Annotated in this window: 16 protein-coding genes; 1 reads left to right on the forward strand and 15 read right to left on the reverse strand. The window is 49.6% G+C overall.

Going from position 1 to position 18621, the window contains the following annotated elements:
* Positions 1–29: 29 nt before the first annotated feature.
* From QE435_RS00180 to QE435_RS00210, 7 genes are read right to left on the reverse strand one after another with little or no spacing between them, the layout of a single operon-like run.
* Complete coding sequence (locus QE435_RS00180) at positions 30–722, reverse strand: hypothetical protein (protein ID WP_349039742.1); 693 nt, start codon at positions 720–722, stop codon at positions 30–32.
* Positions 719–2203, reverse strand: coding sequence for a glycosyltransferase family 2 protein (locus QE435_RS00185; RefSeq protein ID WP_349039743.1), 1485 nt, complete (start codon positions 2201–2203; stop codon positions 719–721). Before QE435_RS00185 ends, QE435_RS00180 begins: the two co-directional genes overlap by 4 nt.
* A complete protein-coding gene (locus tag QE435_RS00190; protein ID WP_349039744.1) occupies positions 2200–2826 on the reverse strand; it encodes an HAD family phosphatase in 627 nt (208 codons plus the stop codon). The genes QE435_RS00185 and QE435_RS00190 overlap by 4 nt, the downstream gene beginning before the upstream one ends.
* 51 nt (positions 2827–2877) lie before the next feature.
* Positions 2878–3495: a hypothetical protein gene (locus QE435_RS00195; protein WP_349039745.1), complete on the reverse strand. Its 618-nt coding sequence runs from the start codon at positions 3493–3495 to the stop codon at positions 2878–2880.
* A gap of 50 nt (positions 3496–3545) precedes the next feature.
* A complete protein-coding gene (locus QE435_RS00200) occupies positions 3546–5369 on the reverse strand; it encodes a hypothetical protein (RefSeq protein ID WP_349039746.1) in 1824 nt (607 codons plus the stop codon).
* A 41-nt stretch (positions 5370–5410) separates the two neighbouring features.
* Positions 5411–7843, reverse strand: coding sequence for a glycosyltransferase family A protein (locus tag QE435_RS00205; protein WP_349039747.1), 2433 nt, complete (start codon positions 7841–7843; stop codon positions 5411–5413).
* A gap of 26 nt (positions 7844–7869) precedes the next feature.
* Positions 7870–8754 (reverse strand): hypothetical protein, encoded by an 885-nt coding sequence (locus QE435_RS00210; protein ID WP_349039748.1) that lies wholly within the window; start codon positions 8752–8754, stop codon positions 7870–7872.
* A 369-nt stretch (positions 8755–9123) separates the two neighbouring features.
* Between QE435_RS00210 and QE435_RS00215 the strand changes: the two genes are divergently transcribed.
* Entirely contained in the window at positions 9124–9969 is an 846-nt protein-coding gene (locus QE435_RS00215; RefSeq protein ID WP_349039749.1) for a TIGR01459 family HAD-type hydrolase, read from the forward strand.
* Between the two features lie 157 nt (positions 9970–10126).
* On the opposite strand, the gene QE435_RS00220 is transcribed toward QE435_RS00215, so the two are convergent.
* From QE435_RS00220 to QE435_RS00255, 8 genes are all read right to left on the reverse strand, one after another.
* On the reverse strand, positions 10127–10981 hold the full coding sequence (locus QE435_RS00220) for an ABC transporter permease (RefSeq protein WP_349039750.1): 855 nt from the start codon (positions 10979–10981) through the stop codon (positions 10127–10129).
* 31 nt (positions 10982–11012) lie between these two features.
* Entirely contained in the window at positions 11013–12269 is a 1257-nt protein-coding gene (locus QE435_RS00225) for a hypothetical protein (RefSeq protein ID WP_349039751.1), read from the reverse strand.
* A 21-nt stretch (positions 12270–12290) separates the two neighbouring features.
* Entirely contained in the window at positions 12291–12944 is a 654-nt protein-coding gene (locus QE435_RS00230) for an ABC transporter ATP-binding protein (protein ID WP_349039752.1), read from the reverse strand.
* Positions 12945–12946: 2 nt separating this feature from the next.
* A complete protein-coding gene (locus QE435_RS00235; RefSeq protein WP_349039753.1) occupies positions 12947–14149 on the reverse strand; it encodes a hypothetical protein in 1203 nt (400 codons plus the stop codon).
* A gap of 236 nt (positions 14150–14385) precedes the next feature.
* On the reverse strand, positions 14386–15435 hold the full coding sequence (locus QE435_RS00240; RefSeq protein ID WP_349039754.1) for a hypothetical protein: 1050 nt from the start codon (positions 15433–15435) through the stop codon (positions 14386–14388).
* A gap of 59 nt (positions 15436–15494) precedes the next feature.
* On the reverse strand, positions 15495–16280 hold the full coding sequence (locus tag QE435_RS00245) for a methyltransferase domain-containing protein (RefSeq protein ID WP_349039755.1): 786 nt from the start codon (positions 16278–16280) through the stop codon (positions 15495–15497).
* 117 nt (positions 16281–16397) lie between these two features.
* Positions 16398–17369: a glycosyltransferase family A protein gene (locus QE435_RS00250; protein ID WP_349039756.1), complete on the reverse strand. Its 972-nt coding sequence runs from the start codon at positions 17367–17369 to the stop codon at positions 16398–16400.
* Positions 17356–18564 (reverse strand): glycosyltransferase family 4 protein, encoded by a 1209-nt coding sequence (locus tag QE435_RS00255; RefSeq protein ID WP_349039757.1) that lies wholly within the window; start codon positions 18562–18564, stop codon positions 17356–17358. The genes QE435_RS00250 and QE435_RS00255 overlap by 14 nt, the downstream gene beginning before the upstream one ends.
* Positions 18565–18621 lie beyond the last annotated feature (57 nt).

An 18621-nucleotide genomic window follows, 5' to 3' on the forward strand; every position in this document is an offset into this window, starting at 1 on the left:
CGTGAGCTCTTCACCGACGCCCGAATTATCTACTTTAGATGGAAAATTTTACCAACAGGTTGAACGTCTTCTATCACGGGAGATTTGACGCTTTTCCCTTCGAGAGCGAGAGCATTCACCATCGGGCAGATGTAGAGCGCGTTTGCCCAAGATACGTCGTCTCGATTCCTGATCGACCAAGCAGCGCAATCGAGGAACGTCTCTAAGTTTGCAAACATGTATACACCAGCAGAAGCCAAATCGGAAATGACCTCCTTCTCGGCGGCCCTTTTGAAGACTCCGCCCTCATACAGCAAATAGCTGAACTGTATGTCGGACGATCTAAATACCGGAACTAGAGCTTTGTAACCTTCCTGGAAATGCACTAAAGGATCAACAAGCCCAGAATCAAAGTATATGTCAGCTAGATCAACAATGACCGGCTCGTGACACTGAACAAAAGCCATCCCTGCTAAGCACGAAAACAGGGCCCCCCCTGTCACGTTAGACAAAGTAACAAGCGCACAGCCTGGCCATTTTGATCTCAGAAAGTCCGTCAAAGCGTCGATTTGGTCAACTTCCCGGACGACAAAGATGTAATCTTCACAACGCAGCCCACCTCGCCACGGTCGAGCTTCCAGCACAGCCTCAATCAGGGCGCGCCCGTTCCAATCATAGAGCGGCCGCAAACCAAACTCTTTAGAGAATAGGTCAGGTCCGGCTATTGGAACAACGCACTTCATTTGCGAACATGTTCCAGATAGATCTTCAAATCCGACGGTGTGCCGATGCCGTGCATTGCAGCTTGCTCGATCTCGTACACGCCAACCCGCCCACCGTTATTGATCAGATAGTTATACATGGGGCAAACATAAAATTCATCGTTCGTCCGATCCTTTAGTGCAATCATATCTATAGCGGCATCAAAGAATGCACTCGTTTTCGCGAAATAATATATACCAACGGTCGCTAAGTCAGAGATTGGGACCTTTTCTTTAACTTCAAGAACTAGACCGTTCGCACCAAGCCGAGCGAACGACCATTTCGGATTTTTTTCAGGCTCACGGAAGACGAGGATTGAACCATCGAGCTTTCGACGCCGTGCGTCTGCGATAAAGTCACTGAGGTCAAAATCAATAATCTGATCACAATTGGCGACAACCAGCGCATCCTCATATCGCAAAATAGACCGAGCGGTCATTACTGTGCACGCTGGGCCTTCTGTCACGAAATTGATCGGTAAGAAATCAACCCCATTCCGCTCTAGAGCCTTGTGAATATCTGGTTCAGCATCAAGGTGCTCTTGGCGGGCAATCAGAACAAACCGGGCATCATCGGTTCGCAAATTGTCCATAACCCGCTCAATCATCGTCTTTCCGTTTACATCAATAAAGGGCTTTGGTTTTACATAACCTTCTTTTGAAAATCTGCTGCCGAGACCGGCCATGGGAACCACGATTTGTATCGCAGACGGCCCTCGACTCCCAGCGCTTTCATGGGACCGAGTTTGTTGAAAGTACTCGACTCGCTGAGGAGAATAGAAACTTGTGTACTGATCATCTGCAACGCTGTGGACACCGACTTTTCCGCCGACTAAAATAATCTCGTTCAGGGACGGCGACAAATAATAGCGACCGTTTATCGCCTCACCGTTGAGGAGGTACGATGTTGCAGCTGCGACGAATTGCTTCCCACTCTTGAAGTAGTAATAGCCCGCAATTGCGGCTCTACTAATAACTCGCTTCTCTGCCGATTCACTGACAAAACCGTCGTCATCGATCCTGACGTATGACCAGCGGGGATGAACGGAATTGAACGTGATGACTCCTGCATCATAGGCATTGTTTTGAAAATACTGAGCAACCCGTTTGAAATCTACGTCGATGACCTGATCACCATTGCAGATAACCAGTGGAGCGTCATCTTCAACCAGTTCAATTGCCATTAGGACGGAACATATTGCACCCTGCGTTGCGTGGGACAATTCGACAACGTGCGTACCTGCTCCGGCTAATAATTCCAGAGCTGATGCTAAGCTGTGTAGAACGCTGTCTTCCCGTCGTATGATGAATATAAAATTAGCATCAGGATCTGTAAGCCTGATGTTGTCAATCACATAACTGATCATGGGGCGCCCATTGATTTCAATCAACGGCTTGGGAAAATGGAACTCATCTTTAGGAAACAGATCATCTCCTGATGCGAGGGGGATGACATATCTCATGATCGGGCCTCGATAAATGCGATTTCATTAGAAATTTTCTCGTAAGTCACATCATTTGGTGACCCCACGACCAGGACATGAGCCCCAGACGCCCGCGCAGCATGGACACCGTGGTCATTATCCTCTAAGATTAGACACTCGTCTGGATCTAGGTCCAAGCGACTCATAGCCGCCAGGTAGATTTCTGGATCGGGTTTAGCTTTTGCGACATCTTGATTCGAAAGAAAGAACTCGAGATACTCGAGTAGACTTGATTGCTCCATCATTATCTGCACAGTGGCGCGTATTGAATTGGAGCAAACGACTAGTCGTTTCCCCTCACCACGCAGCCTCGCTAAAGCATACTTATGATGAAAAACAGGACGACACCGTTCAACAGTCATTTGAAAAGTGAGCTTTTGCTTGTAATTATTAACAAAGGAATGCAGCCTCTCCGGAAGAACGCCCGTCTTACTCAAAATCTGGAGTTTCTTCTTGGTTGGTAGCCCATCATAAACCGCGAGATGTTCAGCCCTGCTGATGGCCAGACCAAATAATGCCAAGGCGTTGTTGAGGCTGTCGTAGTGCCACTCTCGCGCATCGATGAGAACTCCGTCCATGTCAAACAAGACTGCTTTGATCACTGCGCCACCTTTGTATTTTACGCACTTGGGATAACCCGGTGATAACCCAACCTACTTCCAATGAATAGCTGCTAGCTCCGGGAAATCCGTGCATATCATTACGTTCTCTGTTGATATATCTCTCCAGTGATCCCACGCTCGCGTATGCCCTCGCCCGTGGAGCTCCGGCGACACCAAACACACCTGCTTATCATTTGCCAGATGCTTCTCCACTGTTTCGGCTCTTACCCAGTCGTCAAGAAAAGCGTCAATCCAAACACCCTGGCTTTCGGAATACATTGCAGGGTGTGGCTCAAACTCAGATTCGCGGGTAAACACGGGCAATCCTATCTTGAGATACCCCAATGTGTCCGGGACTGACATATCAAAAAAGAATACTGGATTTCGCCAGGTTGAAACGCACTCAGTTACGGATTGCTGAAGACCGTCTGCTTTTACGTTCAGCGCGATGACATTATCTTCCGAATACTCTTCGCATATCGCTTTGAACTGAGCCAAACTCATTAAGCCGTCACCTACTGGCATATCGTGCGAAATAACTATCGTGCCATTGTGATCTCTTAGATCGGTCTCTATTCCAAACCCATTTTCGAGAGCGCGACGTATCGCCGTTTCCGAATTCTTTTCATTCGCTTGATGCCACCAGCCACGATGCGCCAATATTTTCATTGCTGAATACTCCAGTGGTTGTGTCTGGTCCTGTCTCAGACTTATTCGGACTAGTCTATGCAAGCCGCCTGCAACAACGCATCCCACTTGCTTGCGCCACGTGCGCTCGCATCTTTGCTTATAGCGGCATAAAGAGACTTCTCACTGATTCTGTCGGGATCACGCCATCCGTCGAAAGAGATTCCATGTTGGCTGGTAGGTCGCATACCGGAAACAGTTATGCTGTCTGCAAGATTTACATGGGGAACATAGCCTTTAGTAAAATCGCTGAGGAAATATTCAGATGAGAAACGCGTGTTGTCAAAGGTCGCAGCATACGCGTCCATTCCGCGCCGATCAGCGATTGCGAATTGGTCCCCTACCACATACCCAACCTTGGGGTGAATATAAGGACCTGTATCCAAAAATATCACACTTTGTCCCCTTATCTCTTCAAGAAGGGATCCCAGCGGACGCATTGCTCCGCCGATCGCCAAGTCGGGCCTTATCCGTATAAATAGATCATATTCTCGACCAGACATAACTGAGAGGCAGTGGCACATCTTAATCTTGTAGTACATTTTCTCAGAATTATTGAATTTCTCAAACTCGGCATCATTGTCGTCTTCGACGACAACACTATCAGTCATGTATGCATTAGTGACATCTTTTATGGAGACGTTTGAACTATCTATGAATAGTAGAAATAAAGACGGGTACAATCGACGCATCTCCTCCTCTCCGAGATGCATAAATGCGTTGCGATAAACATCGAGAAAATTCCCAGAGAGAACACGTTGAGCATGCTGTGGTATCGGGAACTTACGGCCAATATTCCGCCAAGTGTGGACGAAGTAATGGCAGTCGTGGTCACGTAAGCCAATCCTGTCCCAAGTGCGCCGCGCTTTGTCATATCCCCTCAGTTGCCCCGATACGCAAACGGCGATACGCAATCTGCTCCGGAAACCTTTTAATGCGGGCGTTGGTACATTCGACGCCACTGCGCCCGCGGCTATGCAAGTGCTAAAAGCGGGCAGCTCCTGCGGGGTCATCGAAACACGAACCGCTTTGAAAAGATCAATAATCGCAGCAGGAAAAAAAGAAGATAAAATGGCATATATAATTTTGATCTCAGATGTGCTTTTCGCTTTAACTCCGTTGACTAAAAGGTCATCAAGTATAATTTCAGCAAGAACTGTGCCCGCTTTGTAACTACCCCAATGAAATACTTCAAATAGATATGATATATTTTTCTTTTTATATAGTTCTTCAGAGATATACTTCACCCTGTCCGTAGATAAATCTTGTTCACAGAGGATCTGCAAAATAAAAAATATCTCCAGCTCGCGTTCGAACGCGGATGCTGTTTGGGCAAATGTTAGGAACGCACCGACGAGTTTTTCTGCCGCTGGCGGGTTGGTATCACGTAAGGTGTTGAGCCTTCCCACGATGTAAGGAACATCGGTTCTTGAAAACTGTTGATGAATGAAAATTCTCATCAGTTTAGCGACCAAGACACTGTCTTGCAATTCCAATAGGTAAGTCAAAATCGCTTGAAATAAGTTTTCATGGTGATTTCCTCCTTCTATTTGCAACAACCGTTCAACTGCAAGAGACAAATTATCAGCTGCACGCGCACAGTCAGCGTAATAAAGATGCGAATACGGATTGTTTGGAAAACGCTCTGTCGCCTCGCGAAGGAGCAGTTCGGCCTCAGGGAAGTCGGATAATTTTAGCGCGGTATACCCACCTAAAACATACGCTTCCTCATGCGCATCCGACTTCGCTCGGATTTTTTTCCACGCCGCCCGTGCCTCTTCGTACCGACCTGAATTCGTTAGCTCGATCGCCTTCGATACGGCTGCGTCGAGATCGTTACTAAGTAGACGGATCATACTCCCTCCTCATTTAAGCGGTTAGCGGCCATCCATAGGATTTACCGAGTTGCCCTTGCCCTTCCCTCTCTGCGTCCGTACAGGATGTAATGGAAATAGGCGTTGGGTATTCTCTTTTGGAGAACGGCATCCGCGACATCTTTATTCACTCGAAGATATGTATCCTCATCAAAATCAGGAGGCGCAGGCAGACGCGAGCGACGCCGCTTCACCCCGCTCAACATCTCCTCCCAGCTTTGACCGGGATCGACCACCTTTGAACCCGACAGGCGCGACCAGAAGTGTCTGGCGGCGGTCATATTTAGATGAGCCGCACACCAGTATCTGTCTTTCGTATCTTGCGAATTGTTCGCGCCGCCGAGCGGATGATGCATTAGCTGCTCAAAGCCCCAACGATTTACCCTGACACCAAATCCAAACAAGATTGCGAGAGCGCCAGGAAATTTACTGGAATTACGGCGAACAAACTCATTCGATGCGACAGAAAGAAACTCTTCGTGCTTCGAAATTCCACCGATCACAGAATTCGAATAGGATTGAGGCGCCTCGCCACGATCACGATGGTGGTAATAGGCAAGGAACTCAGGCAGCACACCTATATCCGCACGGAGGAGGAATTCTAGGTTAAAGTACCAGTCGCCCAAAACGGGCAACGTTTCGTTATAGCCACCTATTTCATCAAACAGCCGTCGGCGGTAGAGAAACGATATAGGCGCGAAAATATTGCCGCAGGCCATCTCCGCCAAATGCACATTCTGGACCCACTCCATAAATGGATGACGCCCGTGCTCTATGACTGTTTCCCCAGCAATCTCCTCCGAAACATATTCGCAGCGCGTTATTACGCCGCCATATCTCAATCCAGTCTTTCCTTCTAGGAATCCGACCGCTTTCTCAAGAAACTGGGGATGCCAACTGTCATCGTCGTCATGAATTACGACATAATCCGATTGCGATGCGTGAATACCGATGTTCGAAGCCGCCTCCATCCCCAAACTGGAAGAGTTGTTGACGACTACGACTTTACGCCTATCTACTGCTGATCGCTCGATGACGCTATGAACCGACCGCGGGTCTCCACCGTCGTTCACGACGACCCAAGTGTATTCGGCATAGGTTTGTCGAGCAACGCTCTCAGCCGCCCGCTTCAAAAGTATCGGTCGGTTCTTTGTGCGGGTGATGACAGCAACGGTAGGCTTAATAATCTCGACGCTTGTACTGAACGCGTGCGGCAATGTGTCCGGCGGTTCTCGGTGTTGATCAGGATGTCCTGTAAGCGCGACCTGCGCCTGAAGCGCAAAGGCGGAGCGCTGGTCATTCTCGTATTCAAGCGCAATCTGCCCTTCTTGCCAAAGCGCGTCCTTTATTCGCTGCCCCGCGCCACCGCCGCGGTCTCCTCCTGATGGTGAAAGCAGGACAGGCACGAGCAACTCCTTGCCGAAATCCGCAGACCGTTCCTTTGATACAAGTGCCGAAGCTTCGCTTGCCGTTGGATGCACGATGATGCGCGCAAGTTTGGGCATAGCCTCCTGGTGACGCATCAAGATTTGGACGTCACTTAAGTTTGCGTTGCGCTCAAAATAGGACACAGCCCTGGCATAATAAAAGTCTTTAGAAGGGTCTGGCGTATCAGCCATATTTGCATCGATTGCGGGCTGAACGGCGCTGAGAAATTTCCCTCCTGGAGCCTCCTCTATCGAAGGGGCATTTGGCTCAAGAAGGCTTTCAATTAAGTGGCGGTGCCTGACAAACGCTGATTCCGGCTGCTGTGGATCGTAGTAGTCATTTTCAAAAAGGACGCCTATGATGTCACGGCTTCGCGAGGTTTGACGACCGGGCAAAAAACTACGTCCAAAGTATAGCCCTTTCCATGAATAGCTTGGAAACGCATCCGCCAACAACGTTTGCGCCGTACCTTGCCATCCACTGTCAATGAGGACTACTCGCCGTTTGGTACCAATCAGTTTCGCGATATATTCATCCATTGCGAAACTAGCATCCTGAAGGTAGCTCTTAACCAACCTGGCTGATGACGTTCCGGATTCCAGCCACTCGGGGAACTTAGAACCTTGGGCCGCGAGACGCCCGTCAGATAGATTGATTCTCTTCAATATATCGCGATTATTTCTTAGCAATCCGGCCAGTAGGCTGGAGAGTGGCGCGTACTCATATTCTTTTTTTATAAGATCGATAGCTGCTGCAGGCTGGCGCGAGAACGTACCCTTCGCCACCGACAGCCGCGATGCCCAAAACATCGAAAATGCATCGTCCATGTCCCCGCCTCTTCCTTGAAGAAAGAGATCATACAGGTGGCGTATGCGGACGCCGGCCCGCGCATGAAACAGAAATTGAGTGTCTCCATCATTATAATAAGTAATAAATTGATGAAGATTGGATATCCACCTATGGATTACAGGACAGAATAACTCCTCCGCAATTTGTTCCGAAATGAGAATTTCATCAGAAATGGCCATTCTATTCTCGCGACAATACTTGAAAATTAGTGCGGCATTGCAATATCAAGCAATACCCCATGATCGCGCTTTAGCATCTCAGCCGTACGCCTATGGTCCTGCCTTCTAATACTTGCGTCAGTCGAAGGTATAGGAAGATGCAGTGCTGCGAAGCCGTGCTCGAGCGCCTTCATGAAGTCACTCTGTAGATTGTCGCCTATATGGAGGATTTGCGCTGCAGCAGTTGCGAGCTCATTCTCCAAATACGGAAATACCTTGCCAGAATGCTTCGAAAATTTGAGGTCGGCACTCGAAAAAACTCCGTCAAACAGAGCGAGGTCAACGCCCTTTTTTTTCAGAAGGTGTTTTATATGCACAGCATGCATATACATGTCGGACACCAAAATAACAGAGCCACCTCTTCCTTTGAAGTCGACAACTGCATTCACCAATGTTTCATTGAGACTGAGTCTCGTCGACTCGTACTCCAATTCCGCCTCAATGAATTTTTCCGTCAACTCGCTGTTACCTGTAAGGAGGCGGCTGGCTACCGTGTGGATTTCTCCGAGCGATCCTTCCACGCAACCATCTCGCGGATCGGAGCCTCTGTACGTTGCCTTGGTACCCATATGCCTCGCAAGAAAAGCATCCACGGCTTTAAATGTTCTCGTGTAACCAGTATCATTAGCCACCTTAGACATTGCAGCGCCGATTTCTAAGAACCTTGTTAACTCTGACGAGTTGTCGCGTAATAGAACGGTGTCGAAGACATCAAGCGACCAAACCTTGATAGCTGGGTCAGCGAACAGCCTTCGATACAACCTTTCACGGAAATCACTGCTAGAGAATAGAGCAATTCGATCCCTCGTTTGATCAAGTGCGACCTCGATATCGTTAAATTGAGCGTCAGATAGGTTTTTATTGTACTGCATGAACGTACCTGATCACCACCGAGCTAGTTGAATTCAAAAATTAGCTTTTCATATGGTTTGCGTGACGCGAACGCAAGAGAACATCGCTCTATCGGCGATACGAAACTCACGCTTACGTCAATATCCGTCAATCACTCAGGTTCTGATCCCGGAGGCTGAATACACGCTCCGCGGAATGTTAACCAACGCACCACACAATTTCCTCATAAAGGTCGAGACTGCTCGTTTGGCTTCATCTCCAGGCTTCCGCCAAGCCCTTTTTTCTCTTTGCGTAATAAGAACTAATCTTTCACCTGTGCCGCTCCAGAAACGGCCTTGCGAATAACAACGTTTTGTCAGATCGTAAGGTGAAGCGAAGGACGGTGAAAGATGACTCAGCGCGTTTGTAGTTTAGGCGAAATCGCGGAAAAATTTGACGTCATTCTTTGCGACGTTTGGGGGGTCTTGCATCATGGAGTGAAAGGGCTAGAGCTGGCGGAGGCCGCCCTGACCTCGGTTAGACAGGCGGGAGCGACTGTCATTCTATTAACAAATTCGCCTCGCCCATCACATGGGGTTATGTCTCAACTGAGAGAGCTAGGCATCTCCGACCAGGCCTATGACCGCATCGTAACCTCGGGCGACGTTTGCCGTCAAATAGTCGCAGCGGGGCCGAGCAAGATTTTCCTCATCGGTCCCAAGCGGAACAGCAACTTCTTCGACGGGCTGCATATAGAGGTAGTCCCCGCAAAATGTGCGGAAGTTGTTGTATGCACAGGCCTGATCAATGAGACTGACGTTCCCGCAAACTATGCCGACCTACTTAAAGAATTCGCAGACCGGAAAATTGATTTGATTTGCGCGAATCCCGACCTCTCGGTGAAAAAAGGGAACGAGATAATTCCTTGTGCGGGAGCGATCGCCGCGTATTATGAACAGATAGGTGGCAGGTCGATCCTATTGGGCAAACCGCACTCTCCGATCTATCACGAGGCACTTACTGTTGCACGCGAGGAGAGAGGTGATTTCGAACACTCTCGCGTGCTCGCGATCGGTGATGGAATGTTAACAGATGCGCGCGGCGCACTGGCTCAAGGATTGGAATTTCTTTACATTGCTGGGGGCGTGCATTCCAAAGAGTATTCGCTCAATGGCGCAGTGGATGACTCTTCACTAATCGCATGGCTTCATAGTCACGAAACGTATCCTAAGTACTGGATGCCTGCGCTCGCATGAGGAGTCGTTAGACGTAGATCCCCTCCCTTACAGTCACTGAATTGTAGTGCAGCACATTGTCCGAGACTTTGGCTCGCGCGCATCTCCAACTGCTCAGTGAAATCCATCGCATGTTCTTATACAGGTGCCAAAAAGTTGGAGGAGTATGGGTGTATGCTCAGTTCGCGATGTGTCGGCGCAACAACCGCTCCATTGTGAGCCCCACGGCTAAGCTGCCAAGAGACCAGCCAATGAAGTAATTTTTGCTCAAATGCTGCGCTGGATAGCCTAAATAGTAAGCGGAGCGCATCCATTCAACAGCATGGAAAGCAGGGTTAAAAGAGCAATAATATTGAACAATATCCGGAAATGAGTTCAGGTATATCGGAGCACCTGAACTGAGATAAATAACAGCCGTAAAAAGTGCGTAGGCCATAGCAAAAAACGGCCAGATTGCCGATATCACGCTAACAAAAATGCCGACTCCAATGGAGAGTAGTGACACGAAAAATAATACTAGGACGACGTCCACTGTTGATCTGGGCACTGGGCTAGATCCGACAGCAACGATAATCGCCACAACAAACATCACGGATAAAACTATGCCGACAAGCTCTAATGCAGAACGAGCCAAAACAATATCAAGAAGCTTCACGGCTGGAAACGCTAGCATACCTTTATTGGCAACTAGCGAGACAGACATAAAACGGGACACATAAATAAAGGTTAACACGGGTATCAACCCCGTCGCGAAAAATAGCACGAGATCTTCACCAAAAACTGCCTGCCTGTCGACAACCTTATATATGAGAAGAAGCAGGGCCATATGCGCTGCCGGAAAGAGGGGCACAACTAAGAAACCCAGTCCGTGGTCAAAGTACCTGCTGCGGATATCACGCAGAATAACCGCATGCATGACATTCAGCTTCCGCTTCAAAGCCTCTTTTATCGATACTTTTCCCTTACTAGCGCGCGCAAGTGATGTCTGACCTAGCGCGTCCGCGCTCATTGAAGGGGAATTATCGATCTGCATCACCTGGACCTTTATGGAGAAGTCGCTATCGCTAATCCAGCTTTTTCCTCAATAGCGCAAGTAGACCACACGTCACTACGGCGATTGATCCAGAAATCAACAGCGCAAAAAAAAGGCTGAGCGCCACCTTTGGGTACTTCGGAGAATCTGGCAATGTCGGCTGTGTAAAGTTGTCCACATAAACCAGTTGCAGCGAACTAACGAGCTTGACCTTTTCGAGATCCGAAATGGCGGATTTCAAGCGATCCTCACCAAGCTTTAAATTGAGCTGCGCATTTTCAAACTGCGTTGCGTAGCCCGATAAGCTGTCTGTCCCGTTGCCGGCAGCACGCTCTGTTACTTCAGAAGCCTGCTTTTTTAGTGCATTAAGCCGCCTCTCCATCTCCGCCAGTTGCGGCGATCCTTGCCCGACCGTCTGTATCAGCGCCGTTCGGCGGCTCTCTAACTCCGCTATCTCGCCTTCTAGTCCCGTAAGGACGGTGTTGAGCCGCTGCGCAGAGAGTCCGAGATCGAAAATTCCGCTGGCGTTTTGAATATCCCGCAACTTCCCCCGCAAGTCCCCTACCTCCTGCATGGCGTTGTCAACATCCTTCTGTGTCGAGCGCAACAGGTCATCCCACATGCCGGAGCTAAGCCTGTTTACCTGCATCTCCGCGAGGCGAAGTACGAGTTGCAGAAGATCGCGCGCCTGCTTGGCGGAATAGGCCGCTACTTCCAGTTCCACGATGCCACTTTTAGGATTTACAGAGGCCGTGTAGTGCTTGCGCCAGTACTTCAAAACCTGATCCTGGTTGGCATTGACACTTAGCCGCGACAGTCGGTCAATACTGTCTGCGCCAAAATAGTCCGTAAGTGAGATCTTCCCTTGCATTTCCTGGATCAGCGCGGGGCTGTCTATGTAGTTCAACAGTACCGCTGTATCCTGGACGATTTTTGCCTTCGGCTCGACCATTGAGCTGGCATATCTGTCCCTGCTTAGCATCGGGGCGGAGGAACGCAGTACAAAGCGAACCTCAGAGGCGTATTGCGGGCTAACTAAGAAGGCGTAATAAGCTGTGCTAGCCATCATCGGCAACACGAATGTCAACGCGAAGCACACCAGTATCAAGATCGAAAATACCTTATCGCGCGTCCGCGGCGCCAAGCCAGCGAGGCGATAAAGATTGCGTCGAGATCGATTTTCAAACGTCAGCATACGGGCATATGCACTTAACGCAGAAGCCATCTTCTGCCGGCGATCTGATGAGGCCAGTGCGCCTTGCTGCAAGATTTGATTATGATCCTTCACGCGTCTCTCCTGACACCGTGATTAGCGATTGAGGCGCATGTAGGTAGCAATACCCTGCTCGACACTATCAAACTGCACCATATGTCCGTCAATCAGAACAATGGCAACGTCGCAATAATCCTTGATTGTGTCCATATCGTGCGAAATCATTATAACATCCGATCTCTCACGCCGCTGGCGAAAAGCCTCACGACAGCGCCTTTGGAAGTTGGAGTCACCAACCGCGGTTATCTCGTCCACAAGGTAACAGTCGAACTCGATTGCCATCGAGAGACCGAACGCGAAACGCGCCATCATTCCCGACGAGTACGTTCGGATAGGTTCGTTCAGGTAACTGCCTATTTCGGCGAAGTCTGCCACGAACCGCAGCACTCGACGAAAGTCTTCCCCATATGCTCTCGCTACGAACTTGAGATTTTCCTTGCCGCTCAATTGTTGATTTAGGCCGTTGGCGAAACCCAGTGGCCATGACACACGGACGTTGCGCCTAATCCTACCGGCGTTTGGTAGTTCTGCACCTGAAATAAGCCGCATCGTCGTTGACTTTCCCGCTCCGTTGACGCCTAGCAAACCATAAGACCGACCAGCCTGGAAATGCATTGTTTGATCACGAAGAATATAGCGACGGTGTGCCGCTGTCCTGTAGTATTTCGTGACGCGATCCAAAGTGATCATGCTCACACCCTGTGGTCTTCGATCGACATCCAGATGAGGGTGGCCGTCATCCACAATGTCAGCAAACCACCGAAAATGATTAGCCATTGTGAAAAACGTTGCGGGTAACGGGACTTTTCGGGTATTTCAGCGTCGGAAAAGACCGAGATGAATGTCGTACGCTTCAGCGCGGTTGATTTCGCAGTATCTAAATTTCTCACCGTGGACTCGTAAATTGCTTGGGTAACAATACGCTGCGTCTCAAGCCTTGAGAATTCCGTAAGGCTACTCGAAAGCTGCACACCGGCGGACGGCATGTCGTTACCCGCAACACTATCCTGCCGTAACTTAATCTGTTCATCGATGGCTTCAATGGTTCGCTTGAGATCACGAGCCCGAGCAGAATTGTCTGCGCCGGCGGCCCTCATCGAGTTGAGATTTACGGTCAGCGTCAGCTTTTGCTCGGTCAATTTGGCGATCACCGCGTTCGACATTTTAGCGGAAGCGAGTGGATCCAGAATTCCGGTTTCGTTCTGATACTCGCGCAAATCATCAAGCGCCTTGCGATACTGGTTCAACGCTAAATCCATGTCGTTTTCGCCGCGTTTGATAAGATCGCGCTTTGCCTTCTCTGAAATCATATCGATCATCTCATTGGCTGCTTGCATGGCTGCCCTGGAGATGGTTGCTGCGTCGTCAGGTGAAAAGGCTCGGATAGTCAAAATAATGATACCCGAAGGGCCGTCCACGTAGGTGTCGACTTGCTGTAGCCAATATTTATGCAAGTCTTCAAACTTCGCTGTTCCCGGCAGGCGTGAGAACCAGTCGATAGTGAGTTTCGAAAACATGTCGTGCAACCCGATGCGGTCGTTGAGGATCCGGACGAGTTGCGGAGACTGAAGATAGTTCGCAACGATGTAGGAATCCTGAGTGAGAGAGTCACCACCAATGATGGATCGACCATCACGTTTTTCTGACGTGTCAAATTGCTCACTGACCCCGATGGTGCGAACCACCATACGAGATTCCGAAATATACTGGCTGCTAGCGACGAAAGCGTAATAGACGGCAGCTACGATGCTTGGCAGGATAACGAAGAGCATAAAGGACGTTTTCTTGGTGAAGAAACCTTTAGTCTCGCTGAGATCCTCATCATTTGTCGCATCAGCAGAAATCAAATCCTTTCTACCATCCGCATGTGTCAGCTGTCCAACCTCAACATTCATATCTGGCGCCTACTCCACACTCGCAAATGGTGTGCCAAGGGTGCAAAATCCACCCGCTAAGCTCGTGAACGCAACGAGATTTCCCGTCTGCGAGGCACAATTGACTGACAGCGGTCCTGCAGTTGCCTTGTATAGCGACAATAATGCTCTGATACCAGAGAGCCCATGCGTAAACGACGTATCCTGAGCCTCTCAAACAACTTAGCGACCTGGGAAGGACCTAGCTCGTCTCCACTCTATCTCATTTGACCCTTTGCGCGATTTTCAGCCTTCTTTATGAAGTGCATGAGAATGAGGTCGTTTTCCAGCACATGTTCAAGCACCTTTATCTCCCGCAGCACGCCGGCTAACTCGATAAACGGTGACCTTAACGGTGAAAACGCAATCTCATCGCGCAAGATATTCGTACTTTCACTGATCGCATCCGCAATCTCACTGCCGGATTCATGCGGGTCGAAAATGGTGAACTGTGAAAGTGAATCTAAAGCGCTGGGGACCCCTTCACGGGATACCTTATCGGTGGGGCTACTTGCAACTAGTTGATGAGTGAACGGCGATTCAAAAAGAGACAAGACGTCTTTGTGAGCACCGAGAATTTTCGCCTTTATATTTAGCGGGTCGTTGAAGTTGGTATCGGAAAAATGCTCCATTGCGGGCTTAAACAAGATTATGTCTCGTTCTGACATGAAATTGAGCGGACGCTTTTTATGGGATGATACAGTAAGAAGCCTTATCGCGAGTTCATAAAATGGATCCCTGAGCGACGTTATCCGTATGGTATCGTCTGTAAAATATCGATGAACCGTCCGTAACAGTACTCTTCCACTCACGTAAGTGGAGGGCTGATTGATGATCTCCAGCATTTGGCGAACCGTTTCGCCGCCATATAGCTCGGCGCTTCCAGAGTGAAACTGGAAGTAGGCCTTCAGGCTGTTGTCCAGTTCCTTATGGGGCGCGAATTGCGTCTCAAGCCTGAACAGTCTTTTAGCGATATGCCTGTCTGGATTGTAACGCTGATAAATGACAAATCCAGTTTCTTCGTCGGCTATAGTCAGATCCGATGAAGTTGCGATTTTCGGCACCTTCTCGTTGTCGAGCCTGAAACCCACCACTCCCGTGTCGTGGTGTCCATGTTTCAACGGGCCCTCCAGAAATACATCACACGGAAAAGGGCCATAGCTCCGCGAGTTACAAGTAACAGTGATAGCCGGCTTCGTTGAGAAGCCATCAGGGATAAGATATCCTTCGATCGTCTCACCAGTATCGGAATAGACGTTGAAGTACATTTAGATCGACCTCTCTTCGAACTTCTTAAAAATTGAACCAATCGCCCTCGCGTATGCCACTAATGTCCACCGTTCAATCCACTTACCATTTCTCCAGACGCAGCAAGCTCCGCACCGGATTTCATGCTGGTAGCGTTTGATATGGAAAAGGGAACAAAGTTTCCCTTTTTTCTAAGGACAACATCGAAGCTGATCTTTCTAGGAAGGGTGTCGATCTGCTCCAGCTCGAAGCAATCTGAGAGCGACTGCTCGAAAAGACGGACGAAGACGGCCGCGCACGAGTTCCACTTGTGCCCAAACTGGCTATTATCGCCTGAAGCGTTCCAGGTATAACGATAGTCCGGCAAGATAAGTCCTATGCCACCGCCTGGCTTAAGGACGGTTTCCCAATGCAACAGCACTTCAACGGGATTGGAGACGTGCTCCAGCATATGGAGGGCAACGATGTAATCGAGGCTTGCCTGCTTGAACGGCAGATCTTCGGGATTTGCCAGAATAGCGTCCTTAAGAAAAGCGTGGTGAGCACCGCTCGACCCTTTATCTTCACGCATGATGTCAACGGGAGTTAGGTGCTCGCTGATTCTTCTGTCACCACATCCGACGTTGATACCATTCAGCATCATCAAAGGGTATCCAGTTGGCGCGGCGCGCAACGCGGCTTCTTCCTCCTGCTTCATAATAGCAATAGCTTCTGCTGGTGGATAAAGGACGAAAGAATTGGTCTTTAGGGCAAAGGCTTCCCTACTCTCCGGCGTGAACTGCGACATAATGCGGATATTCTCCGCATCGGCCATAAATGAAAAGTTCAGCTTTTCACGAAGGTACTGCTCGTCCTCTTCCGTCATATCTCTTTGAGGGACATATCGTGAGCGTAAATCCTTGAGGCGATGATAGCACCCCGAAGCGATCGACTGCAGCCGTGACCGTATCATTGAATGTCCGTTCTTCTCAGAGTTATCGCGTTAGGCATCGAAAAGCCTTTGATCGAGCGACATGCGCTTTGTTAGCCAGAGAGGCAAGGCTTGGTAGTTTGCACCAGCGCAGTGACCGGCGACCATTGCAGATCTGCTCATAGCTCTTCTTACGCGATCAAGCCATGTTGGAAAACCATACTTGGGATCGATCCGCTCTCTAAAAGCCTGGAAGGAAAACCGGACGATTGCCTCCATCATATGAAATGGATTTGGTGTCAGCCGATAGCCAAAATACTTTCGAAAATTTCTTGACTCGTCAAATGCACGCCGGAATTGCTCATACACATCGTAGTCGTGGGAATGAATAACCACCGCATCAGAGCTATAGGCTTTTTTGTAACCAGCTTCGATGATGGCTCTCGCCCAGAGCTGATCCTCTGCAAACTCCACATCGGGATAGGGTATGTCTTGCCAGACCGACTTACGGAGCAGCGAATTATTGTCGCTGTAAAAATGCAGCACCTGCCGCCATCCCTGATCCGTTTTATAGCGCGCTTCATCAAGATCTTTGCTGACAATACGCGGCAACGTCTCGAAACCTGCGAAATGCTGCGCCAGATCCTTCTTGGTAAAGGGAGATGCATCACCTCTGGCGACATGACGTCCGAAAACGCCTGCAATTTGCGGGTCAAGTTCTGCGGTACGCACAAGGTTGGCAAGCCAATCTTCGTCAAACGGGACTGCGTCATGGGTCAGAAACGCGACAAACTCCGCGTCTGCCACGCTTATCCCAAGGTTCCTGGTTCTGCCATGGCCGAACTCGGTGGACGGAATTTCGATTAACCTTATGTCGCAGTGCTGCCGGAGATGTTCGACTGTGCCGTCGCGCGAGCCTGAATCAATGACGATGGTCTCAAACGGCCAGTCGGTCCTTTGTCTGCGCACCATTTCCAGTACCTGCGGCAAAATCAGGATTGCATTTTTTGCTGGGATGACAATCGAACACTTAAATCGCGCCATCGGAATGCCTCCCATCAGCGACGGTCACACGCGTGCGAATGGCATCTTCGACCATGCGGGCCGACTTCTCCCAGGAGAGAGCTTCGACATGTTTTTGCCCGGCCCGAGCAAGAGCATCTCTCTGGTCCGGGCTCTCAAGCAATCTCTCTATAGTATCTGCAATGCCGTCCGGCGTCGCCTTCGCCAAGGCGATCGTGCCTTCAGGAAAGATTGACCTCACCGTATCGAGGTCGAGATCGATGACGGGTAAACCGCAAGCCATCATCTCCTTGTTGACCAAAGAATGATTGGTCGCTGAGAACACTATCCCTATCGTGCTTTCGCGATACAATTTCGCCAGCGCATGCGAATCAAGGATGCCGTGATCACGATAAGGGAAGTCAACCTGGAGCGTCCCCAGTTTCCAGCCGAAAAAATCAACCTCGAACTCGACGCCCCTTTTATTCAGTATCTCAAGCGCCATGAATGCAAGCTCCACCGCCCGTCTTGGAGTTACCCAACGGGCGTAGAGTGCAATACGGTTGGTGCCTCGTTGCGTTCGTCCGTCATCAAGATGATAGACGGTCTTGTCAAATGCCAGCGGCCAGCACATTGACCACCGACCGTATTTTTCCAACATGATCTTGTTCAACCACTCGCCAGCACAGAGGCAGTCGAAATCGAACGAGTAAGTCTCTTCCGTCAACAGGGCCTCAGTGCCGGCGGGATAAAAGGAAGGTTCGTAGTCCTGCACGAAGTAGAATTTTCTCCGAAACCGCTGCATCGCCCGGACCGGGTAGCAGGTATATCGATCAGTCGCAATCAACGCGTCGCCTGATCGATCCGGGCTTTCTCCAGAGAACAATTCAACATTGCCCGAGAATGGTTGAAAGTGATCGTTAATCGTTGCCTTTGCAGCATCTCCGCTATCGTGAACGCTTGGATTCTGGATGAGAAACGAGACTTTATGGCCGAATCGTTCCAGGTAACTCGCGATGCGGAAAATAGTCATGTGTCCGCCCGCGCCTGCTTTAAAGTCTGGAATGATCCAGGTGACCTCCATCCGCGCCGGATCGAAGGCCTTCGAAGGTGGAACCCCGTCCAACGGCTCGTAACAGATGAATTTCTTGAGCTGGGCAACCTGCCGCTCCAAAGGAGATTGACTCTTACCGGCAACAAGCGAACGAAAGGGTCTCAACAGCATCTTCAAATTCATGTCTGAACTGTAACCCGTAAAAATCAACAAATCGGACGGCGTAATGAGAACTCTGGA

Source organism: Agrobacterium sp. SORGH_AS 787, assembly GCF_030819035.1.
In the GTDB taxonomy this organism is placed as follows: domain Bacteria; phylum Pseudomonadota; class Alphaproteobacteria; order Rhizobiales; family Rhizobiaceae; genus Agrobacterium; species Agrobacterium larrymoorei_B.